This window comes from Saccharopolyspora elongata, from assembly GCF_004348985.1.
In the GTDB taxonomy this organism is placed as follows: domain Bacteria; phylum Actinomycetota; class Actinomycetes; order Mycobacteriales; family Pseudonocardiaceae; genus Saccharopolyspora; species Saccharopolyspora elongata.
In genome coordinates, this window is record NZ_SMKW01000053.1 from 15,590 (window position 1) to 37,532 (window position 21,943).

Below are 21,943 nucleotides of genomic sequence, written 5' to 3' on the forward strand. Positions count from 1 at the left end.
ACCATCGAGGTCGTGCCAACGGCCTCTCTGACTTCCCGGATCTCCCGCCCGTCGCCGCGCGTCGTGCGCGCGCTGGCCATCGCCGTGCTGGTGACGCAGGCGCTGATCTCGGTGACCGGCGTGATCGTCCGGGTGACCGGCTCCGGGCTCGGCTGCCCCACCTGGCCGCAGTGCTTCCCCGGCAGCATGGTGCCCGTCGAGCACCCCGAGGTCGCGACCCTGCACCAGGTGATCGAGTTCGGCAACCGGCTGCTGACCGGCGTGATCGGGTTCATCGCGCTGGCCTGCCTGCTGGCCGCGTGGCGCTGCCTGCCGTACCGGAAGCGGCTGGTCGGGCTCGCGCTGATCATGCCGCTGGGCGTGGTCGCGCAGGCGATCATCGGCGGCATCACGGTGCGCGTCAACCTGGCCTGGTGGAGCGTGTCGATCCACTTCATGGCCTCCGCGGTGCTCATCTTCCTGGCCGCGATCCTGGTCAAGGCGACCACCGAGGGCGACCGCCCGCCGGTCGGCGTGGTGCCGGCGCCGATGCGCAAGCTGCTGGCCGCCCTCGTGGTGGTCACCGCGGCCGTGCTGGTCCTCGGCACCCTGGTCACCGCCGCCGGCCCGCACGCCGGCGACCCGGACACCCCGCGGCTCGACATCCCGGTGCCGACGCTGGTCCAGGCCCACGGCCTGCTGGTGATGGCGTACGTGCTGCTGCTCGCGATCTTCGGCGTGTGGCTGCGCAACGCCCGCCCGACCAAGGCCCTGCTGAAGACCTACGGCACTGCGTGCGTGCTCGTGCTGGTGCAGGGCGGGATCGGCTCCGTGCAGTACTACCTCGGCGTGCCCGAGGCGATGGTCGTGCTGCACATGCTGGCGGCGACGCTGGTGATCATCGTGACCGCCATGCTCTGGTGCGAGGCCCGCCACCGCGGCCCGCTGCCGCAGCCGGCGACCGAGGCCACCGCCAAGGAATCCGTCCCCGCCTGACCGCGGTCTCCTTCGTGCCCGCCGTCGAGCGGGACCGGCGCAGGACCCACCAGATCGCCACCAGGCACAGGGCGTTGAGTCCGAACAGGACGATCGGAACCGATGTGGCGGAAGCCAGTTCGATGCCGATGCCGAGCAAGGGCGGGGACGCGACGCCGCCCAGCATCGAAGCCGCGATCACGTACGCCCCGGCACGGCGCGCATCGGGCACCAGCCGGTGCAGCCACGGCAGGCCGGTCGGGAAGACCGGCGCGATGAACAGGCCGAGGCCGGCGTAGGCGAACGGAGCGAGCGGCGGGACGACCGCCAGCGCGAGACAGACCGCCATGCCCACGCAGCTCCCGGTGAGGATGGTCTGCTCCGACCAGCGGAGCGTCAGCGGCGCCACGAGGAACCGGCCGACCGTCATCATGAGCCAGTACACGGCGGTGGCGGTCGTCGCCGCGCCGACGGTGTAGCCGACGGACGTCAGGTGCGTCGGCTCCCACCCGCCGGCCCCGGACTCGACGCCCATGTTGAGCACGTACAGAACGATGAACGCGCCGGTGATGGCGATGCCGCGGCTGCGCAGGTGCGTGCTCCGGTCCACGGCAGCGGTCGGGCCGATCCCGACCCGCTGCTCGCGCACGCCGCGGACCAGCACCACGACCGCGGCCGACGCGAGCGCGAAGACGAAGAAGACCCGGGTGTAGCCCTCTGGGCCCAGCTGCGCCAGCACCGCCGGGGCGAGGATCGACCCGACCCCGAAGAACGCGTTGAGCAGGTTCAGCATGGCCGGGCTGCGCGCGCCGAACCCGATCGCGAACAGGTAGTTGAGCCCGTAGTCGATCGCGCCGTACCCGAGCCCGGCGACGAACGCGCCCAGGAGCGCGACCGGCCACTGCGGCGCCGCCGCGAACACGGCGGCGCCCACCGCCATCGCCACGTAGGACCAGCCGAGGAGGACTCGGTTGCCGATCCGGCCGCCGGCCAGGTGGAACGCCATCACGCCGAGCAGCCCGCCGACGAAGTGGGCGCTCAGCGCCAGCCCGGCCACGGCCGGCGAAACCCCGTGCGCGGCGCGCACCGCCGGGATCGCGGGGCCGTAAAGAGCCTGGAGCGCACCGATCAGGACGAAACCCGCGAACGCCCCGGCGATTCCCACGCCGCTGAACAACCGCGGCGCGGCGTCCTTCGCATTGCTCAACGCAGCCTCCCGTGAACGTTCCCGTGAACGTTCACGAGGATGCCGCGAGGACATGCCGGCGTCAAGGCCGCAAGCCGCGAACGTTCTTCGCCGATGTGGTGAGATGGACCGATGGCGGCCCCGGTACGCAGACCCACGATCAAGGACGTCGCGCGCGCCGCCCAGGTGTCGTACCAGACCGTTTCCCGCGCGATCAACGACAAGCCGGACATCGACCCGGAGACCAAGCGCCGGGTGCTCGCGGCCGCCGAGCGGCTCGGATACCGGCCGAGCAGGCACGCGCGGGCCCTGGTCAAGCCGCGCCCGAGCACGATCGGCCTGGTCATCCCGGACCTGACCAACCCCTTCTTCCCCGAGGTCATGGCCGGGCTGATCGACTCGGCCGCGACCCGCGGCTGGCAGGTGAACGTCGTCAGCAGCGCGGGACCGGCCGACGAGGCCGACCTGCTCAGATCGTTCGCCGCCGAGGTGGACGCCCTGGTCGGCTACTTCAACCACCTCGACCGGACGCCCGCCGAGCTGGACGTGGACATCCCCGTCGTGCTGCTCGACGCCGAGGACGAGGCGCCGCGCCGAGGTGCCGTCACCGTGGACGTCGACGCGGGCGTGCGGGCCGGCGTGCGGCACCTGCTGGACCGCGGGCACCGCACCCTCGGCATGATCGACTGCGCTACCAGCTGCGACCGCCACCAGCGGCGGCGGTCCTTCGTGCAGGCCCTCGGGGAGAGCGGGATCGAACTGCCCGCCGACGCGATCGAGCAGGCCGAGCAGTCCATCCCGGACGCCGAGCGGGCGACGCACCGGCTGCTGGACCGCCGACCCGGTTCGACCGCGATCTTCGCGTTCAACGACCTGACCGCGGTGGGGGTCGTGCGCGCCCTGCACGCGCGCGGGCTGCGCGTTCCGCAGGACTGCGCGGTGCTGGGTTTCGACGGCCTGGCGCTGGGCGAGTTGATCACGCCGCCCCTGACCACGCTGCACATCGACAAGCGGCGCCTGGGAAGCCTCGCGGTCGACGAGGTGGAACGCCTGCTCGCGCGGCAGGAGGAAACGGCGAGCGTCGAGCTGGTTCCCGAACTCGTCATCCGGGAATCGACCTAGCAGCGCGCGGAGATCACAAGCGCACCTCGCGCTCGACGTTTTCGTTCACCGCGCGAGAAGACCGTCGGTCAGCCGAGGATGCCGCGGTCGTAGGCCGCGGCTACCGCGGCGGCCCGGTCGTTGACGCCCAGCTTGCCGTAGAGGTGGGTGAGGTGGGTCTTGACCGTCGCCTCGCTGACGAACAGGTCCGCCGCGATCTCGCGATTCGACCGCCCCTTGGCCACCAGCCCCAGGACCTCGCGCTCGCGCGCGCTCAACGGCTGCTCGCCCGGCGACCGCACCCGGGACACCAGCCGCGAGGCCACTGCCGGCGAGAGCACCGTCCGGCCCGCGGCCGCCGCCCGGACCGCGGCGAACAGCTCGTCGCGCATCGCATCCTTGAGCAGGTAGCCGGTGGCGCCGGCCTCGATCGCCGCGAGGGTGTCGGAATCCGTGTCATAAGTGGTCAGCACGAGCACCTTGCAGCGCTGACCGCGCCGGACCAGCTCGGCGATTGCCGCCACCCCGCCGCCACCGGGCATCCGCAGATCCATCAGGACCACGTCGGGATCCAGCTCCACGGCCAGCGCGACGGCCGACGGCCCGTCCGACGCCTCGCCGAGAACCTCGATGTCGGCCGCCGAATCGAACATCCCGCGCAACCCGTCGCGCACGACCGGATGGTCGTCGACGATCAGCAGCGTGATGGCGCGGTCAGGCATGGCGCACCAAAGGTACGCGCGCCGAAACCGCCGTCCCGCACCCGGGCTCGGACTCGATCTCGAAGGTCCCCGCCACCCGCTCCGCGCGGGCGCGCATCCCGCCCATCCCGAAGCCGCCCGCGCGCTCCCGGGCATCGACGCGGTGCGGATCGAAGCCGCGGCCGTCATCGCGCACGTCGACGGTCACCTCGTCGTCCATGTACGACAGGGTCACGCCGACCCGGGTCGCGCGGGCGTGCCGCCCCGCGTTGGCCAGCGCCTCCTGGGCGATGCGCAGCAAGGTCGCCTCGATCTCCTCGTGCAGGGCCTCGACGTCGCCGGTCACGGTGAACCCGGCCCGCACACCGGCGGTGGCCGACCATTCCTCGACCGTCTTGTGCAGCGCCACGGGCAGCGCGTCGTGCTCCAACGCGCTGGGCCCGAGATCCTGCACCGACCGACGAGCTTCGCCTAGACCGTGGCGCGCCAGGCTCGCGGCCCGCTCGACGTGGCCGCGAGCCACCGCCGGGTCCTCGCTGTCCGCGGCCGCCTGCAACTGCGTGACGATCCCGGCCAGGCTCTGCGCGATGGTGTCGTGGATCTCGGCCGCCAGCCGCCGGCGTTCGTCACTGATGCCGGCCTCCCTCGCCTGCACCAGGAGCTGCGCGTGCAGGCCCGCGTTCTCCTCGTGCGCCTGCCGCAGCTGGGCGTTGGCCCGCTGAAGCTCGTCGATCGTGAGCGCCCTGCCCCTGGCGCTCTCGTCCCGCTGCACCTCCAGCCGCACGAACAAGAGCACCAACCCGGCGTTGATCGCGAACAACGCGACGAATGCGACCCAGTTCATCGGGCTCTGCGGCGGCAGCCCGCCGGACTGCGAACCCGCCATCGTGAGCGCGGTGGCCACGAGCCCGGCGTTCGCCGTGCGTGGCGGCAGCAGCTGCCTGACGTCGAAGTAGCCTTGCAGCGCGTAGATCGCGAAGAACGGGTTGAGCCAGGTGAGCACGAACGCGAGCGCCCACCGCACGACGAAGTAGACCTGCCCGTGCACCCCGTGCTCGGGCACGCCCGGCCGGATGCGCTCCCAGCACAGCTGCCAGACGAGCGACACCAGGACCAGCGCGGCCGCGACCTCCATCTCCGCGCTCGTCATCACCGCATCCGCCGCGAACGCCGAAACCAGCGTGGCGACGCCCAACAGCGCGTGCGGACCCCAGCGGACGGACCAGTCCCGCTGCTCGACCGTCGTCATGCCCCGCTTCACCGTCCCGGCTTTTCCCAGCGGAACCAGCGCACGGCGGCACCGACGAGAACCCTGATCCACACCACCAGGACCACCAGGTGCAGCCAGTTCGGCCAGCTGCCCCCGGCCGCCTCGCCGAGCGCCAGCGACGCCGCCCCCAGCGGCGTGAACGAGACGATCCGTTGCAGGAGTTCCGGCATGATCGGAACCGGAATCCACACCCCGGCGGTGAACATCATCGAGAAGAACGCTACCGAACCGAGCGCCGCCGCGGCCTTCGAACTCCGCGCCACGGCGGACAACGCCGCGCCCAGCGCGAGCGCGCTGAGCATGGCGAGGAACAAGGTCAACGCGTAGGCGGCGAACCGGTCGGGCAGCGCGACGCCGAAGGCGACGCGGCCGACGGTGATCGCCAGCACCACCGAGCACAGCACGGCGGCACCGTGCAGGCCGATCTGCGCGGCCAGCAGCGCGTTCGGCCGCACCGGCGTGGTCGACATGCGGCGGAGGATGCCGCGCTCCCGGTAGCCGGAGAGCACGGGCGGCATGGCTTGGACACCGGCCATGATCATGGCCGTCAGCACCACCACCGGGACGTAGAGGTCGATGACGCGCCGGCCGTCCAGGTCGGGATCGGCCTCCCGGAACGCCGGGATCAGGCCGAGGATCGTCAGCAGCACGGTGGGCGACAGCACGATCCAGAACAGGTTCCCCGGTTCGCGGGCGAACAACCGGGCCTCGGCCTTGAGCACCGCGACGGATGCCGATGCCGCCATGTCAGGCCTCCTTCCCGGTCAGGTCGAGGAAGGCCTCATCCAGCGTCGTGTCGGTGACGCGCAGCTCGCGGGCGGTGACGCCCTGCCGGGCCAGCAGCGTGAGCACCGCGTTGACCGTCTCGTCGGTGCCGCTGATGACCAGCCGATCGCCCTCGCGCCGCACCGACGCCACGTCCGGCAGCGAAGCCAGCTCGGTCTCGTCGAGCCGCCCCGAGGGCGCGAAGGAGATGACGGTCGACGCGGCGGCCCGGCCGACGAGCCTGGCCGGGGCGTCGAGGGCCACCACCCTGCCGCGGTCGATCACCGCGACCCGGTCGCACAGCCGCTGGGCCTCCTCCATGAAGTGGGTGACCAGCACGACCGTCACGCCGCCCGCGCGCACCTCCTCGATCAGCCGCCAGGTGTCCCGGCGGGCCCGCGGGTCCAGGCCGGTGGTGAGCTCGTCGAGCACCACGATCTCGGGATTGCCGATCAGGGCCAGCGCGATGAACAGCCGCTGCTGCTGGCCGCCGGAGAGCGCGCCGAAGCGGGTCTTCAGCTGCGCGGTGATCCCGAGCCGCTCCGCGAGGCCCCGCCAGTCCGCGGGCCGCGGGTAGAAAGCGGCGTAGAGCTCCAGCGCCTCGCGCACGGTGATCTTGGGTTGCAGCTGGGACTCCTGCAGCTGCGCGCCCAGGATCCGGGTGAGCCGGTCGCGGTCGGCCGCCGGGTCGAGACCGGCGACCCGCACCGCCCCGGCATCCGGTGCGCGCAGGCCTTCGATGCATTCGACGGTGGTCGTCTTGCCCGCGCCGTTGGGGCCGAGGATCCCGAAGATCTCGCCGGCTTCGACGGTGAAGTCCACGCCGTCCACGACGGGTCTTCCCCCGTAGGACTTGCACAGCCCGTCGACTTCGATGATCGCCATGCCGCGAGTCTCGCGGGGCGGCGCTCCGCCGGACATCGCCCGGCTCGCTCGAACCGGCATCAGCCGATCGGCCGATGCCGACATCCCCCGCGCCCCGGCGGTCAGAAGCGCAGCTTGGGCTTGCCCTCACGCTCCCAGCGGCGCCAGAGCTCCGGCATCTCGCCGGAGAGCCACTGGTAGAACTCGTTCACCGTGCGCAGGCGGCGGGCCCGCTCGCCCTGGCCGCTGAACATCCGCAGCCCCTCCGCGGTGAGCGCTTCGAGCGCGGTCACCCGCTCCATGCGCTGGCGCACCAGCGCCGGCCAGCGGTCCTCCTCCACCTGGTACAGCGCCGCTTCGCGGCCCTGCCGCGTGGTCTTGGAGATCACCCCGAGCCGCATCAGCAGCCGGACGTTGGTGCTGATCGAACCCGTGCTCGCGGCCAGCGCGTGGGACAGCTCCGCGGCGGTGCGCTCCGGCGGGTCGCAGACCAGCAGGAACGCCAGGATGCGGCCGGCGATCAGCGGCATGCCCTCGCTGGCCTCGAAGTGCGCGGCCATCTGCTCGATCCACTCCGACATGGCTGGCCGGTCGGTGCGCTGCAAGTAGTCGGACACGACGACTCCAAGTGATCGACTTTAGTCATCGCTGAAAAAATAGACCACAGCGAAGATTTCGGCCAGCATCGACCACCGGTGTGTTGCGGGCCTTCAGCAGTTCTTTCAGGATGCGGCGTCAGCCGCATGCGGTGTGGGACTCGGCTCGCACCGCCGCGGGTTCTCAGACTGTGCCCGCCCCGTCGGCGTTCTTGGCGCAAAACGAGCCTGGAAACAGCCTCCTCACCGGGCGCGCGGGCCGGCCATCTTCCGCCGGTGCGCGGGGCCGATCTTCAGCGCCGCGACCGTCTCGCCGTCCCACTCGTGCGGCGACAGCCCGTCGACGGCTTCGACGAGGGCCTCCCCCGCCGCCACGTCGGGCACCATCACGTCGCCGAGCAGCCCGTCCTCGCCGACCAGCACGACCCGGGCACCGGCCCGCCCCAGGTTCTCCACCACCGCGCGCGCGGACCCGCCGTGCGCGGCGACGAACGCCTTGGCCGCGGCGATCGCCTTCGGCGACGGTGCGGCGGTCTGTTCGGTGTCCTTCTCAGCAGCCGTCATGCCCGGAATCCTAAACACGTTTCACCCTTGGAGGGCCGCCACGTTGCGCACGACACCCGCGCGATCAACGGGCCCGCCGGGGATGATTTCGACTGCCGGCAGGTTTCCGGGGAAGATCGGGTCGGGCTCCTCCCTCGAAGCGGCGCAGCCGCTCGGCCCGCCTACGCAGCCGGCACCGCCGTGCAAGATGAGTTTGGAAACAGCTTCCAGCGGGGAAGATCGGGTCGGCGTGCGGAGTTGCACCCCTCGAACGACAACAGGCGAAGGAGCGAGCATGCGTGCGATTCGGGTGGCGGCCAACGGCGGACCGGAGGTCCTGGAGTACGGCGAAACCGAGCTGCCCGACCCGCAGTCCGGCCAGCTGCTGGTCGAGGTTGCCGCGGCCGGGGTCAACTTCATCGACACCTACCAGCGCAGCGGGATCTACTCGATGCAGCTGCCGTTCACGCCCGGCTCGGAGGGCGCGGGCAAGGTCGTCGCGGTGGGCCCCGACGTGACCGGCTTCGGCGTCGGCGACCGGGTCGCCTGGGCGATGGCGCCGGGCAGCTACGCCGAGCGGGCGCTGGTGCCCGCCGACAAGGCGGTGCGGGTGCCGGACGGGGTGGACGACCGGACGGCGGCCGCGGCCCTCCTGCAGGGGCTGACCGCGCACTACCTGATCACCTCCACCTACCCGGTGGGCACCGGCGAGACCGCCCTGGTGCACGCCGCGGCCGGCGGCATGGGCCTGCTGCTGACCCAGCTGATCAAGTCGCGCGGCGCCAACGTGATCGGCACCGTGTCCACGGCGGAGAAGGAGGAACTGGCGCGGGAGGCGGGCGCCGACGAGATCATCCGCTACACCGAGGAGGACGTGGCCGAGGAGGTCGCGGACCTCACCGACGGGCGCGGCGTGGACGTGGTCTACGACGGCGTCGGCAAGACCACCTTCGACGCGAGCCTGGCCAGCCTGCGGCCGCGCGGCATGCTGGCGCTGTTCGGCGCGTCCAGCGGCCCGGTGCCGCCGGTGGACCCGCAGCGGCTGAACGCGGCGGGCTCGGTGTTCCTGACCCGCCCGAGCCTGGCGCACCACATCCTGACCCGCGAGGAGCTGGACTGGCGGGCCGAGGAGCTGTTCGCGTGGATCGCCGCCGGCACCCTGAAGATCCGCATCGGCGGCACCTACCCGCTGCCGGACGCCCGCCGGGCGCACGAAGACCTGGAAGGCCGCCGAACCACCGGAAAACTCCTCCTCCTGCCCTGACCACCGCGGATGTCCGCATTCCGATGAGGGTTCTCCGGCCTCGTCCTGCACGGCCCAGCGGTTAGCAGCCCAGCGGTTAGCGGCGGCGCAGTTAGCGGCGGCGCAGTTAGCGGCGGCGCAGTTAGCGGCGGCGCAGTTAGCGGCGGCGCAGTTAGCGGCGGCGCAGTTAGCGGCGGCGCAGTTAGCGGCCCTGCGGGAGCCGCAGCGGCCTGCTCGACTCCGGGATCCCGACGCACGTATGCCCCGCCTCCGGCGTGTCGCATCCCGACATGCCGGAGGTTGTGGACAACTCACGCAATTTCAATGGAAATCGAAGGTCCGATTTCCATTGAAATTGCGGACGACCGCACGTCGGGGTGAGTGCGGGGAGGGGATCAGAAGGGCCAGCCGAAGACCGGGAGGCTCAGCGCCGAGTCCACCGCGAGGGCCACGCACACGATCATCAGGTACGTGTTCGACATGTGGAACAGCTTCATCGGCTTGGTCTTCTCGCCGCGCTTGGTCGCGGCGTGCAGCCGGTGCGCCAGGAGGATGAACCACGCGCCCGCCAGGGCCGCGAACGCCGCGTAGAGCCAGCCGGTCGCCGGGACCAGCAGCAGCGTCCAGGCCACCATCAGCCAGGTGTAGATCAGGATCTGCCGCGACACGTACGTCGGCTCGGCCACCACCGGCAGCATCGGGACGCCGGCGCGCTCATAGTCGTCCTTGTACTTCATCGCCAGCGACCAGGTGTGCGGCGGCGTCCAGAAGAAGATCACGCCGAACATCACCAGCGCCGGCCAGTCCACCCGGCCGGTCACCCCGGCCCAGCCGATCACCACCGGCATGCAGCCCGCGGCGCCGCCCCAGACGATGTTCTGCGCGGTGCGCCGCTTGAGCACCAGCGTGTAGACGAAGACGTAGAACAGGATGGTGCCGACCGCCAGCGACGCGGCCAGCAGGTTCGTCGTCGCCCACAGCCAGCCGAAGGACGCGACGCCGAGCACGATCCCGAAGATCAGCGCGTGCCGGTTGGACACCGTGTGCCGCACCAGTGGGCGCGCCCGCGTGCGCTTCATCACCTGGTCGATATCGGCGTCGGCGACGCAGTTCAGCGCGTTCGCGCTGCCCGCCGCCATGGTGCCGCCGATCAGCGTGACGATCACCAGCCAGGGCGACGGGATGCCCCGCGCGGCCAGCAGCATCGCCGGGATGGTGGTCACCAGCAGCAGCTCGATGACCCGCGGCTTGATCAGCCCGGCATAGGCTTTCAGCAGCTCAGCGGGCCGCCGAGCGCGCTGCGTCCGGGGGGCGTCGACGACGGTGGTCACGACGCTGCGCTCACCGACGGCATGGCACTCCTAAGGCGATTCGGACGACCTGGACCAACCCGGGCACCCCGGATATGGACCGACCATGAATAGTAGGCGCGCTACTGAAGCCGCCCTCGCGCGGGTCGCGCCCGAGGCGCCGCGAACGGACCGGTGGCCCTGGTCACGCCCCTTCCCCGGTATCCTGGCCGTGTTCCCGCCGCGATCGGGAACGGGGTCGCCCCTCAGCGCAAAACCGCAGGGCACGGGCAGGCGGCAGCCGAGTCTCCGACACCCGGATGGCGCAACCGTGGTCTCCCAGGCGCAGCGCCGGGCGCCGTCCGTCGCCGCTCCCCGCGAGCGGCTGACAGCAATCCAGACGGGTCGGCACGTGGCTGATCGGACACGACTAGGCTGCCCGTCGGACGAGGGATAACCGCGGTTCGAATCGGTCCAGCACCGCATTCGCCGTCACATACGAAAACCGCCGAAGGAAACTTGGAGCTGCGTCCGTGTCCGTCACCGACGACCTTGCCCGCTTGACCACCAAGCACCTGCCCGAAGACTGGACCGAGCTGGACCAGCGCGCGGTGGACACCGCCCGCGTGCTGGCCGCCGACGCGGTGGAGAACTGCGGCAGCGGCCACCCGGGCACCGCGATGAGCCTGGCGCCCGCCGCCTACGCGCTGTTCCAGCGCGTCATGCGCCACGACCCCACCGACCCGAACTGGATCGGCCGCGACCGGTTCGTGCTGTCGGCCGGGCACTCGAGCCTGACGCTGTACGTGCAGCTGTTCCTGGCCGGCTACGGCCTGGAGCTGGACGACCTGAAGGCGCTGCGCAAGTGGGGTTCGAAGACCCCGGGCCACCCCGAGTACGGGCACACCGACGGCGTCGAGACCACCACTGGTCCGCTGGGCCAGGGCCTGGCCACCGCGGTCGGCATGGCGATGGCCGCCCGCCGCGAGCGCGGCCTGTACGACCCGGAGGCCGCCGCGGGTGAGAGCCCGTTCGACCACCACGTCTACGTGATCGCCTCCGACGGCGACATCGAGGAGGGCATCACCTCCGAGGCGTCGTCGCTGGCTGGTACCCAGCAGCTGGGCAACCTCACGGTGATCTACGACGCCAACGAGATCTCCATCGAGGACGACACCCGCATCGCGCTGTCCGAGGACACCGCCAAGCGGTACGAGTCCTACGGCTGGCAGGTCCTGGTGGTGCACGGCGGCGAGGACGTCAAGGGCCTGCTGGAGGCCATCGAGTCGGCCAAGGCCGAGACCTCCCGCCCGACGCTGATCGTGCTGCGCACGGTGATCGGCTTCCCGGCCCCGACCAAGATGAACACCGGCAAGGCGCACGGCGCCGCGCTGGGCGCCGACGAGGTCGCCGGGGTCAAGCAGGCGCTGGGCTTCGACCCGGAGCAGTCGTTCCAGGTCGACGACGAGGTGCTGACCCACGCCCGCGAGGTCGTGGCCCGCGGCAAGGCCGCCCGCGCCGAGTGGCAGGTCGCCTTCGACAAGTGGGCCTCGGCCAACCCGGAGCGCAAGGCGCTGCTGGACCGGCTGAGCACCCGCGAGCTGCCCGCCGGCTGGCAGGAGAAGCTGCCGACCTGGGAGGCCGACGGCAAGGGCGTCGCCACCCGCAAGGCCTCCGGTGAGGTCCTCAACGCGCTGGCCGACGTGCTGCCGGAGCTGTGGGGCGGCTCGGCCGACCTGGCGGAGAGCAACAACACCACGATGAAGGGCGCCGCCTCGTTCGGCCCGGAGTCGATCTCCACCAGCACCTGGAACGCCAACCCGTACGGCCGGACGCTGCACTTCGGCATCCGCGAGCACGCGATGGGCGCGATCCTCAACGGCATCGCGCTGCACGGCGGCACCCGCCCCTACGGCGGCACCTTCCTGGTGTTCAGCGACTACATGCGCCCGGCGGTCCGGCTGGCCGCGCTGATGAAGACCCCGGTCATCTTCGTGTGGACGCACGACTCGATCGGCCTCGGCGAGGACGGCCCGACGCACCAGCCGATCGAGCACGTCGCCTCGCTGCGCGCGATCCCCGGCTTCTCGCTGGTCCGCCCGGCGGACGCCAACGAGACCGCGGCCTCGTGGAAGGCGATCCTGGAGGACCCGAGCGGCCCGGCCGGGCTGGCGCTGACCCGCCAGGGCGTGCCGACGCTGGAGGGCGTGGACGCCGACGGCGTCGCCAAGGGCGCCTACGTGCTGGCCGAGGCCGGCAACGGCAAGCCCGAGGCGATCCTGATCGCCACCGGCTCCGAGGTCCAGCTGGCCGTCGAGGCCAGGAAGATCCTGGAGGCCGACGGCGTTGCCACTCGTGTGGTGTCCGTGCCGTGCGTCGAGTGGTTCGACGCCCAGGACGAGGCCTACCGCGAGTCGGTGCTGCCGAAGGCGGTCAAGGCCCGCGTCTCCGTCGAGGCCGGCATCGCGCTGCCGTGGTACCGGTTCGTCGGGGACGCCGGCGAGTCGGTGTCCCTCGAGCACTTCGGCGCCTCGGCCGACTACAAGACCCTGTACGACGAGTTCGGCATCACCGTCGACGCCGTTGTCGCGGCGGCCCGGCGCAGCCTGAGCAACGCCGAGCAGGCGTGAGCGGAGGAATTTCTGTGACCACCAACCCGAACCTCAAGGCGCTCAGCGAGGCCGGGGTCTCGATCTGGCTGGACGACCTGTCGCGCCAGCGGATCTCCTCGGGCAACCTGGCCGAGCTCATCACCGACCAGGCGGTCGTCGGCGTCACGAGCAACCCGACGATCTTCGCCAACGCGCTGTCCAACGCCGCCGACTACAACGAGAAGGTGCGCGAGCTGGCGGCCCGCGGCGCGAGCGTGGACGACACGGTGCGCGAGCTGACCACCGCCGACGTCCGGGACGCGGCGGACATCTTCCGCAACGTCTACGAGTCGACCGGCCGCGTCGACGGCCGGGTCTCGCTGGAGGTCGACCCGCGGCTGGCGCACGACACCGACCGCACCGTCGCCGAGGCCATCGACCTGTGGAAGGCCGTGGACCGGCCGAACCTGATGGTCAAGATCCCGGCCACCCTGGCGGGCCTGCCCGCGATCACCCGCGTGCTCGCCGAGGGCATCAGCGTCAACGTCACGCTGATCTTCTCGGTGCAGCGCTACCGCGACGTGATGGACGCGTTCCTGGCCGGCCTGGAGCAGGCCAAGGCCAACGGCCACGACGTCAGCCAGATCTCCTCGGTCGCGTCGTTCTTCGTGTCCCGGGTGGACACCGAGATCGACAAGCGGCTGGCGAAGATCGAGGGTGGCGAGGAGCTGCGCGGCAAGGCCGCGATCGCCAACGCCCGGCTGGCCTACGCGGCCTACCTGGAGGTCTTCTCCTCCGAGCGCTGGAAGGCGCTGGAGGCCGACGGCGCCAAGGCGCAGCGTCCGCTGTGGGCGTCCACCGGTGTGAAGGACCCGTCCTACTCCGACACGCGCTACGTGGACGAGCTGGTCGCGCCGAACACGGTGAACACCATGCCGGAGGCGACCCTGAAGGCCACCGCCGACCACGCCGACGTGCGCGGCGACCTGGTCACCGGCACGGCCGCCGCCTCGCAGCAGGTCTTCGACGACCTCGCGAAGATCGGCATCGACCTCGACGACGTCTTCGCGGTGCTGGAGAGCGAGGGCGTCGAGAAGTTCGAGAAGTCCTGGACCGAACTGCTGGACACCGTCAGCCAGCAGCTGACGGCAGCGAAGTAACGAACAGCCGAAGTCTCCGGGAATTCCGGGCCGGTGCGCATCTGCCGCACCGGCCCGGATCGGCGACACTGTGGTCGCACGAAGTTGGCTTCCAAGATCGAACTCCGGAAAACGCAGGTCGAACTGGGGTTCGAGTCCAACTAAATCGAGCGCTGAAGGAACTACATGGCAACCGAAACCTCCGTGGACATTCGCGATGTGGCGCTAGCGGCCGAGGCCCGACCGCTGGTCGAGCAGTTGGCCGCCGATGCGGTTGCCGGCAAGCTCGCCGCCCAGGACGCCACGCTGTGGGGCCCGGACGCGGAGAGCGAGGCATCCATCCGGCTGTCCTGGACGACGCTGCACGAGAGCTCGCGTCCGCTGCTCGCCGAGATCGACGCGCTGCGCGCCGATCTGCACGCCGAGGGCCTGGACCGCATCGTGCTGGCCGGGATGGGTGGCTCGTCGCTGGCTCCGGAGGTGATCACCGCGACCGCAGGCGTGCCGCTGGTCGTGCTGGACACCACCGACCCCGGGCAGGTCGCCGACGCGCTGTCCGGTGATCTCGACCGGACCGTGCTGGTGGTCTCCTCGAAGTCGGGCACGACCGTCGAGACCGACAGCCACCGCCGGATCTTCGAGCGGGCTTTCACGCAAAACGGAATCGATCCTGTGACCCGCATCATCGTGGTCACCGACCCCGGTTCGCCGATGGAGTCGGCGGCGCGCGAGGCAGGCTACCGCAAGGTCTTCACCGCCGACCCGCACGTGGGCGGCCGCTACTCGGCGCTGACCGCCTTCGGCCTGGTGCCCGCCGGGCTGGCCGGTGCCGACGTCGCCGCGCTGCTGGACGACGCGGCCGCCGCGTTCGGGCCGCTGAGCGCCGATGACGCCGACAACCCGGCGTTGCAGCTGGCCGCGGCGCTGAGTGCCGCGCACGCCAAGGGCGCGGAGAAGGTCGTGTTCGCCGACACCGGCTCGGGCATCAAGGGCTTCGGCGACTGGGTCGAGCAGCTGATCGCCGAGTCCACCGGCAAGAACGGCACCGGCCTGCTGCCGGTGGTCGTGGAGAACACCGACGCACCAGGATTCTTCGACGCCTACGAAGACGCGACGACCGTGGCCGTCGGCCCGTACGTGCCGGGCGCGCAGATCAGCACCACCGGCCCGCTGGGCGGCATGTTCCTGCTGTGGGAGTTCGCGACCGCGGTGGCCGGCCGGCTGCTGGGCATCGACCCGTTCGACCAGCCGGACGTGGAGGCCGCGAAGAAGGCCGCGCGGGCGCTGCTGGACGGCCCGGCCGGTGGCCCGGCCGCGACCCCGGCGCTGGTCGACGGCTCGGTCGAGGTGCACGCCTCCGGCGACTGGCTGACCGCAGGCGTCGGCACCGTGGCCGAGGCGCTGCGGGCGTTCCTGGCCATTGCGCCGGAGCGCGGCTACCTTTCGGTGCAGGCGTACCTGGACCGACTCGACGACGCCTCGACCGCGGTGCTGCGGCCGGAGCTGGCGCGCCGCACCGGGCTGCAGACGACCTTCGGCTGGGGCCCGCGGTTCCTGCACTCCACCGGCCAGTACCACAAGGGCGGCCACCAGAACGGCGTGTTCCTGCAGATCACCGGTGCCGCCGAAGAGGACCTGGAGGTGCCGGACCGGCCGTACACCCTGGCCGGGCTGCAGCGCGCCCAGGCGCTCGGCGATGGCCAGGTGCTCGCCGACCGGGGCCGGCCGGTGCTGCGCCTGCACCTCACCGACCGGGCGGCCGGGCTCGTCGAGCTGGTCAAGGCCGTGCAGGACCTGCGCTCCTTGGAGGACCGGGCGTGACTCAAAGCGAACAGTGGCACAACCCGCTGCGCGACCCGCGGGACAAGCGGCTGCCCAGGATCGCCGGCCCGTGCGGGCTGACGATCTTCGGCGTGACCGGTGACCTCTCCCGCAAGAAGCTGATGCCGGCGATCTACGACCTCGCCAACCGCGGCCTGCTGCCGCCGGGCTTCGCGCTGACCGGCTTCGCCCGCCGCGACTGGGCCGACCAGGACTTCGGCCAGGTCGTCTACGACGCGGTCAAGGAGCACGCGCGGACCCCGTTCCACCAGAACGTCTGGGACCGGCTGGCGGAGGGCATCCGGTTCGTGCCCGGCTCGTTCGACGACGACGCCGCGTTCGACCGGCTCGCCGCCACGGTCAAGGAACTCGACGCCGACCGGGGCACCGGCGGCAACCACGCGTTCTACCTGTCGGTGCCGCCGTCGGCGTTCCCGACGGTGCTCAAGCAGCTGTCGCGGTCCGGGCTGACCGAGCCGACCGACGAGAGCTGGCGGCGGGTGGTCATCGAGAAGCCGTTCGGCCACGACCTGGAGAGCGCGCGGCACCTCAACGGCGTCGTCAACGAGGTGTTCCCCGAGGAGTCGGTGTTCCGCATCGACCACTACCTCGGCAAGGAGACGGTGCAAAACATCCTGGCGCTGCGCTTCGCGAACCAGCTGTTCGAGCCGATCTGGAACGCGCACTACGTGGACCACGTGCAGATCACCATGGCCGAGGACATCGGCCTGGGCGGGCGCGCCGGCTACTACGACGGCATCGGCGCGGCCCGCGACGTGATCCAGAACCACCTGCTGCAGCTGCTGGCGTTCACCGCGATGGAGGAGCCGGTCTCCTTCTCGCCGCAGGACCTGCGCGCGGAGAAGGTCAAGGTGCTGTCGGCGACCAAGCCGGTCGGCCCGTTCGACGAGACCACCGCCCGCGGCCAGTACACCGGCGGCTGGCAGGGCGGTTCGCTGGTGCCGGGCCTGCACGAGGAGGGCGGTTTCGCGTCCGACTCGATCACCGAGACCTACGCGGCGATCACCCTCGAGGTGGAGAGCCGGCGGTGGGCCGGGGTCCCGTTCTACCTGCGCACCGGCAAGCGGCTGGGCCGCCGGGTCACCGAGATCGCGGTGGTCTTCAAGCGCGCCCCGCACCTGCCGTTCGACAGCACCATGACCGAGGAGCTCGGGCAGAACGCCCTGGTGATCCGGGTGCAGCCGGACGAGGGCATCACGATGCGCTTCGGCGCGAAGGTGCCGGGCACCTCGATGGAGGTGCGCGACGTGACCATGGACTTCGGTTACGGGCACGCGTTCACCGAGTCCTCGCCGGAGGCCTACGAGCGGCTGATCCTGGACGTGCTGCTCGGCGAGCCGTCGCTGTTCCCGGTCAACGAGGAAGTCGAACTGTCCTGGCAAATCCTGGACCCGGTGCTGGAGCACTGGGCCGCCCGCGGCAAGCCCCAGCCGTACAAGGCCGGGACGTGGGGTCCGCCGTCGGCGGACGCGATGCTGGCCCGAACCGGACGCGTCTGGAGGCGACCGTGATCATCGATCTGCCGTCCACCACCACTTCGCAGGTCAACAAGAAGCTGGTCGAACTGCGCGAGTCCGGTGGTGCGGTCGCGCTGGGCCGGGTGCTGACGCTGGTGATCGTCACCGGCGACGGCACCGAGGTGGAGAAGGCCATCCAGGCCGCCAACGACGCCAGCCGGGAGCACCCGTGCCGGGTGATCGTGGTGGCCAGCGGGGCGCGGCAGGCCGCGCCCCGGCTGGACGCCCAAATCCGCGTCGGCGGCGACGCGGGGGCGTCGGAGGTCATCGTGCTGCGGCTGTACGGGCCGCTGGCCGACGAGGGCGCGGGCTCGGTGGTGCCGTTGCTGCTGCCGGACGCCCCGGTGGTCGCCTGGTGGCCCTCGGACGCGCCGGAAAGCCCCGCGAAGGACCCGATCGGCGCGCTGTCGCACCGGCGGATCACCGACGCGGCGGCCGACGGCGACCCGATCGTCTCGCTGCAGAAGCGCGTCGAGTCCTATGCCGACGGTGACACGGATCTGGCCTGGACCCGGCTGACCTCGTGGCGCGCGGTGCTGGCGGCGGCGCTGGACCTGCCGCCGCACGAGGCGGTCACGGCCGCCACGGTCACCGGCGCGGCGGACTCGCCGTCGACCGACCTGCTGGCCGCGTGGCTGGCCAGCTACCTGGGCATCCCGGTGCGCCGGGTGGAGCACCCGCGCGGACCGGGCATCGTCTCGGCGGTGCTGGAGCGCCCGTCCGGGAACGTGGAGATCGTCCGCCCGGACGGCAAGGTCGGGACGCTGACCCAGCCTGGCCAGCCGGACCGGCGGGTGTCGCTGCACCGCCGCGAGGTGCGCGACTGCCTCACCGAGGAACTGCGCCGCCTCGACCCGGACGAGATCTACGAGGCCACCCTGCAGGGCCTGGACGAGATCGTGCGCGGCGAACCGGCGGCGGAGGTCGCCGGTTCGGCAGAGGCCGGTTCATGAGCCGACCGGAAGTGGTCGTGCACGCCACCGGCGAGCTGCTGGCCGCCGCGGCGGCGGCCCGGCTGATCACCAGGATCGTCGACGCGCAGGCCGCGCACGGCGTGGCATCGGTGGTGCTCACCGGTGGCCGGACGGGCATCGGCGTGCTCGAACAGGTCAACTGCTCCCCCGCCCGGGACGCGGTGGACTGGGCGAACGTGGACGTGTACTGGGGCGACGAACGGTTCCTGCCGGACGGCGACCCGGACCGCAACGAGACCCAGGCCCGCCACGCCCTGCTCGACCACGTCCCGGTCACCCCGGAGCGGGTGCACGCGATGGCGCCGTCGGACGGCAAGTTCGGCCCGGACGCCGATGCGGCGGCGGCGCACTACGCGGAGGTGCTCGCGACCACGGCGTCGCGGGCGACCGACATCGCGGTGCCGCACTTCGACGTCCTGCTGCTGGGCGTCGGCGAGGAGGGGCACACGGCGTCGCTGTTCCCGGACACGCCGTACGTGCGGGAGGCCGAGCGGACGGTGGTGGGCGTGCACGACTGCCCGAAGCCGCCGCCGACCCGGATCTCCCTGACGCTCCGGGCGATCCAGGCGGCATCGGAGGTCTGGCTGATGACCACGGGCGAGGCGAAGGCCGAACCGGTGGCGGCGGCGCTGGGCGGGGCGAAGCCGGTGGACATCCCGGCGGCGGGAGCCCGCGGCCGGGACCGGACCCTGTGGCTGCTGGACCCGACCGCGGCATCGGCCGTCCCGACCGGAGGCTGATCCCCCGGGTGAAGGGCACCCCGAGCACGCTCGGAGGTGCCCTTCACCCGTTCCGCAGGTCGCATATCTGGTCGCGGGGCCGTTGATCATTCCGGCTCCGCGGGCGGTCCGCTGGTTCAGGCTGGGCCGGTGCACCAGGAACGAGATGTGGTCCCGGGCTTCGTCGTCGGGATCGATGCCCGGATGGTCGCCGGGCACGCCTCGAGATCGTTTCAATCCGCGTGAGCGGGAACAATCCGCTGCGGGCGCTGGGTAATCTTCCGCGTTATGCGCCGTGCACGAGGTCGACTTCTTCGCGTCTGCGCATTCGTGCTGGGGATTTCCGTCAGCGCCGTGCTGCTGCCGACCGCGATCAACATCGGCACCGGCGGCACCGCCCCGGCCTTCCTCGCGCCGTACACCGCCTGGACCTGGCCGGTCATCGGTGTGCTGTGGGCCGTTTCCGTGGTGGTCGGGTTGTGGGAGATGCTGGCGCGCCAGCAGTCGGCCATCACCAGCCGCCCCGTCGATCACCCGCGCAACCGGCCGAACGCGCTGGACCGCGTCGAGCGCTACGTCGGCCAGCGGTTCTCGCAGTCGCTCGCCGCCAAAGCACGCATCGAACTGGACCTCGACGAACGGCCGGACGCGGTCATCCGCCCGCAGTCCCTGACGGTGCAACCCGTCGGCGGTGCCGAGAAGGCCATCGCGTCGAACGCGCCGATCTCCGAGGTCTTCGACGAGCTCCACCAGTCGATGCTCATCCTCGGCGATCCGGGCGCGGGCAAGACCACGCTGCTGCTGGAGCTGGCTCGCGCGCTGGTCGAACGCGCCCGGCGGGACCCGGAGCAGCCGATCCCCGTGCTGGTCGACCTCTCCGGATGGCCCGGCACCGACGACAAGAAGCGCGGGCCGAACGATTTCGTCCAATGGCTGCGCGACGAACTGCGGCGCAGGTACACCATTCCGCACGCCGTCACCGACGCCTGGCTGGCCACAGGAAAGCTGGCGTTGTTGCTCGACGGCCTCGACGAGGTGGCCCCGGAACACCGCGAGGAGTGCGTCCGCGAACTCAACTCCTTGCCGCAGAAGGTGTTCATGCCGCAGATCGCGGTGTGCAGCCGCCTGGGCGAGTACGACAGGTTGCCCGAGCGGCTCAGCCTGCACGGCGCGGTGCGCATCCAGCCGCTGACCCGCGGTCGGCTGGCGGAGTACTTCGAGGGCACCGGGCAGGGGCTCCACGGCGTCCGGTCGATGCTGACCAGCGACCCGGAGCTGTGGGAACTGCTGGACTCCCCGCTGATGCTCAACATCATGGCGCTGGCCGTGCAGGGAGCCGACGGCGAGCAGCTGCGGGCCGAGGACACGACCACCGCGCGCCGGGAGCTGTTCGACGCCTACGTCTGCGAGGTGCTGGCGCGCCGGGTCACTCCGCCATCCCGCTACACGCCCCGGGAAACCATCCGCGCGCTGTGGTTCATGGCGATGCTGGCCAGGGATTCCTACCGCGGCAACGCGGCGTTGCGGATCCGGTTCCTGTCCCACCTCGACTGGTACAAGTGCGTCCCGCTCGACGTCACCGTGGCGGTCACGGGCGTTTTCACACCGGTGGCCCTGGGGGCTTTCACCGCACCGATCGTGCTCGCCGCAGTGGTGCGGTTCGGCCTGTTCGCGGGCGTGGTCACCGCGTGCGCCGCAGCGGCGGCGACAGCCATGACCAGCAACGACGCGCTCGCGCCCGCCCGTGCGCGGCCGTTGCCGCACCTGGCGAAGACCGTCCGCTCCGCAGTGGTCGTCGGCCTGACTGCCGGGGCGGGCACGATCGGTCTCGTGCTGGCGGTGCGCTGGATCCTCGCCGATGTCCCCGCACCGGTGTGCGCCGCCATCGTTGCCGCGGGCGCCGCCGTCAGCGCCGGTCTCACCGCATCGGTTTACCACGTGGCGGAAGCCGTCACCGCGTGGTTGGTCGGGCTCGCGTCCGGTCTCGCGGCCCTGGGGCTGGTGCTGTGGATCGGCCCGACCGAAGAACTGGTGGCCGGCTGGATGATCGGCCTGGCGGGCAGCGCCTTCATCGGAGCGATGGTCTCGGGCACGGACCAGTTCTGCATCTCCCGGCTGACCAGGGCCGCGCCGAAGAACAGGGGCTTCACCAAGCAGAACGTGCTCTGCGTGGTCGCGGGAGCGCTCGTCGCCGTGTTGCCGGGCATCGCCGTGGGCGCACCGCCCGACTCCCGATTCCTCGGGTTCGCCGTCGGGTTGGTGATCGGCGGCTGCGGGCTCCTCGCCTGGGAAGACGGGCCAGGAGCATCGCTGCTCGGCCTGCTGGTGTTCCGCTTCACCGGCTACCTGCCGCCCAGGCGGCGCGACTTCCTCGCGCACGCCGCGGACCGGAGCCTGCTGAGCCGGTCGGACGGCGAGTGGCGGTTCGTGCACCTGCTGGTGCGCGACCACCTCGCCGAATGCGATCCGGCCCTGCTCGGGGCCCGAGCCGAGCAACGGGCCCGGGAACTGGCCGGGAACCGCTCCCGCCGGGCGGCGTGACCCGCCCCGGCCGGGATCGGCCCGGATCGGGCGATATGGGTGTTCCTCGCCATTTCCGCGTCGTTGGTCGTACGCTGTGGCGCGCAGTTGTCGATCAGCGGCGAGGTG

Annotated in this window: 18 protein-coding genes; 10 read left to right on the forward strand and 8 right to left on the reverse strand. The window is 71.6% G+C overall.

Annotated features, from left to right (window positions below; genetic code table 11):
- The first annotated feature begins 12 nt into the window (after nucleotides 1-12).
- Entirely contained in the window at nucleotides 13-975 is a 963-nt protein-coding gene (locus E1288_RS31000) for a COX15/CtaA family protein (protein WP_132491529.1), read from the forward strand.
- Here E1288_RS31000 and E1288_RS31005 read toward each other — a convergent pair.
- Nucleotides 878-2,161: an MFS transporter gene (locus tag E1288_RS31005; RefSeq protein ID WP_235883920.1), complete on the reverse strand. Its 1,284-nt coding sequence runs from the start codon at nucleotides 2,159-2,161 to the stop codon at nucleotides 878-880. The genes E1288_RS31000 and E1288_RS31005 overlap by 98 nt on opposite strands.
- A 111-nt stretch (nucleotides 2,162-2,272) precedes the next feature.
- Here E1288_RS31005 and E1288_RS31010 point away from each other — a divergent pair, with 111 nt between their 5' ends.
- On the forward strand, nucleotides 2,273-3,262 hold the full coding sequence (locus E1288_RS31010; protein WP_132491534.1) for a LacI family DNA-binding transcriptional regulator: 990 nt from the start codon (nucleotides 2,273-2,275) through the stop codon (nucleotides 3,260-3,262).
- 68 nt (nucleotides 3,263-3,330) lie between these two features.
- Here E1288_RS31010 and E1288_RS31015 read toward each other — a convergent pair whose 3' ends face one another.
- The 6 genes from E1288_RS31015 to E1288_RS31040 form a co-directional block, all read right to left on the reverse strand.
- A complete protein-coding gene (locus E1288_RS31015) occupies nucleotides 3,331-3,963 on the reverse strand; it encodes a response regulator (RefSeq protein WP_132491536.1) in 633 nt (210 codons plus the stop codon).
- Entirely contained in the window at nucleotides 3,956-5,191 is a 1,236-nt protein-coding gene (locus tag E1288_RS31020) for a sensor histidine kinase (protein WP_132491538.1), read from the reverse strand. The genes E1288_RS31015 and E1288_RS31020 overlap by 8 nt, the downstream gene beginning before the upstream one ends.
- An 8-nt stretch (nucleotides 5,192-5,199) precedes the next feature.
- The gene (locus E1288_RS31025; RefSeq protein ID WP_132491540.1) at nucleotides 5,200-5,958 is read right to left on the reverse strand and encodes an ABC transporter permease; all 759 of its coding nucleotides are present in this window, start codon (nucleotides 5,956-5,958) and stop codon (nucleotides 5,200-5,202) included.
- A gap of 1 nt (nucleotide 5,959) precedes the next feature.
- Nucleotides 5,960-6,862: an ABC transporter ATP-binding protein gene (locus E1288_RS31030; RefSeq protein WP_132491543.1), complete on the reverse strand. Its 903-nt coding sequence runs from the start codon at nucleotides 6,860-6,862 to the stop codon at nucleotides 5,960-5,962.
- Nucleotides 6,863-6,963: 101 nt separating this feature from the next.
- Nucleotides 6,964-7,458 (reverse strand): GbsR/MarR family transcriptional regulator, encoded by a 495-nt coding sequence (locus E1288_RS31035; RefSeq protein ID WP_132491546.1) that lies wholly within the window; start codon nucleotides 7,456-7,458, stop codon nucleotides 6,964-6,966.
- Between the two features lie 222 nt (nucleotides 7,459-7,680).
- A complete protein-coding gene (locus tag E1288_RS31040) occupies nucleotides 7,681-8,001 on the reverse strand; it encodes a hypothetical protein (RefSeq protein WP_132491548.1) in 321 nt (106 codons plus the stop codon).
- A gap of 274 nt (nucleotides 8,002-8,275) precedes the next feature.
- On the opposite strand from E1288_RS31040, the gene E1288_RS31045 reads away from it, so the two are divergent.
- A complete protein-coding gene (locus E1288_RS31045) occupies nucleotides 8,276-9,244 on the forward strand; it encodes a quinone oxidoreductase family protein (RefSeq protein ID WP_132491551.1) in 969 nt (322 codons plus the stop codon).
- Between the two features lie 374 nt (nucleotides 9,245-9,618).
- Here E1288_RS31045 and E1288_RS31055 read toward each other — a convergent pair whose 3' ends face one another.
- Nucleotides 9,619-10,554: a heme o synthase gene (locus tag E1288_RS31055; RefSeq protein WP_132491555.1), complete on the reverse strand. Its 936-nt coding sequence runs from the start codon at nucleotides 10,552-10,554 to the stop codon at nucleotides 9,619-9,621.
- 491 nt (nucleotides 10,555-11,045) lie between these two features.
- On the opposite strand from E1288_RS31055, the gene tkt reads away from it, so the two are divergent.
- From tkt to E1288_RS31090, 7 genes are all read left to right on the forward strand, one after another.
- A complete protein-coding gene (tkt, locus tag E1288_RS31060; RefSeq protein WP_207954657.1) occupies nucleotides 11,046-13,142 on the forward strand; it encodes a transketolase in 2,097 nt (698 codons plus the stop codon).
- Nucleotides 13,143-13,156: 14 nt separating this feature from the next.
- Nucleotides 13,157-14,263 carry a transaldolase gene (gene tal, locus E1288_RS31065; protein ID WP_132491558.1) on the forward strand — a complete coding sequence of 369 codons (1,107 nt, stop codon included), beginning with the start codon at nucleotides 13,157-13,159 and terminating at the stop codon, nucleotides 14,261-14,263.
- 165 nt (nucleotides 14,264-14,428) lie between these two features.
- Nucleotides 14,429-16,063: a glucose-6-phosphate isomerase gene (locus E1288_RS31070; RefSeq protein WP_132491561.1), complete on the forward strand. Its 1,635-nt coding sequence runs from the start codon at nucleotides 14,429-14,431 to the stop codon at nucleotides 16,061-16,063.
- Nucleotides 16,060-17,595 (forward strand): glucose-6-phosphate dehydrogenase, encoded by a 1,536-nt coding sequence (zwf, locus tag E1288_RS31075; RefSeq protein ID WP_132491563.1) that lies wholly within the window; start codon nucleotides 16,060-16,062, stop codon nucleotides 17,593-17,595. Before E1288_RS31070 ends, zwf begins: the two co-directional genes overlap by 4 nt.
- Complete coding sequence (gene opcA / locus E1288_RS31080) at nucleotides 17,592-18,554, forward strand: glucose-6-phosphate dehydrogenase assembly protein OpcA (RefSeq protein ID WP_132491566.1); 963 nt, start codon at nucleotides 17,592-17,594, stop codon at nucleotides 18,552-18,554. The genes zwf and opcA overlap by 4 nt, the downstream gene beginning before the upstream one ends.
- Nucleotides 18,551-19,315, forward strand: coding sequence for a 6-phosphogluconolactonase (gene pgl / locus E1288_RS31085; RefSeq protein WP_132491568.1), 765 nt, complete (start codon nucleotides 18,551-18,553; stop codon nucleotides 19,313-19,315). The genes opcA and pgl overlap by 4 nt, the downstream gene beginning before the upstream one ends.
- A 267-nt stretch (nucleotides 19,316-19,582) precedes the next feature.
- Entirely contained in the window at nucleotides 19,583-21,835 is a 2,253-nt protein-coding gene (locus tag E1288_RS31090) for an NACHT domain-containing protein (RefSeq protein ID WP_132491570.1), read from the forward strand.
- Nucleotides 21,836-21,943 lie beyond the last annotated feature (108 nt).

Coding starts and splice junctions, on each gene's coding strand:
- E1288_RS31020 (WP_132491538.1), bottom strand. CDS start 5,191: ATGACGACGGTCGAGCAGCGGGACTGGTCCGTCCGCTGGGGTCCGCAC.
- E1288_RS31015 (WP_132491536.1), bottom strand. CDS start 3,963: ATGCCTGACCGCGCCATCACGCTGCTGATCGTCGACGACCATCCGGTC.
- E1288_RS31010 (WP_132491534.1), top strand. CDS start 2,273: ATGGCGGCCCCGGTACGCAGACCCACGATCAAGGACGTCGCGCGCGCC.
- E1288_RS31090 (WP_132491570.1), top strand. CDS start 19,583: ATGCGCCGTGCACGAGGTCGACTTCTTCGCGTCTGCGCATTCGTGCTG.
- E1288_RS31070 (WP_132491561.1), top strand. CDS start 14,429: ATGGCAACCGAAACCTCCGTGGACATTCGCGATGTGGCGCTAGCGGCC.
- pgl (WP_132491568.1), top strand. CDS start 18,551: ATGAGCCGACCGGAAGTGGTCGTGCACGCCACCGGCGAGCTGCTGGCC.
- E1288_RS31030 (WP_132491543.1), bottom strand. CDS start 6,862: ATGGCGATCATCGAAGTCGACGGGCTGTGCAAGTCCTACGGGGGAAGA.
- E1288_RS31025 (WP_132491540.1), bottom strand. CDS start 5,958: ATGGCGGCATCGGCATCCGTCGCGGTGCTCAAGGCCGAGGCCCGGTTG.
- E1288_RS31040 (WP_132491548.1), bottom strand. CDS start 8,001: ATGACGGCTGCTGAGAAGGACACCGAACAGACCGCCGCACCGTCGCCG.
- E1288_RS31045 (WP_132491551.1), top strand. CDS start 8,276: ATGCGTGCGATTCGGGTGGCGGCCAACGGCGGACCGGAGGTCCTGGAG.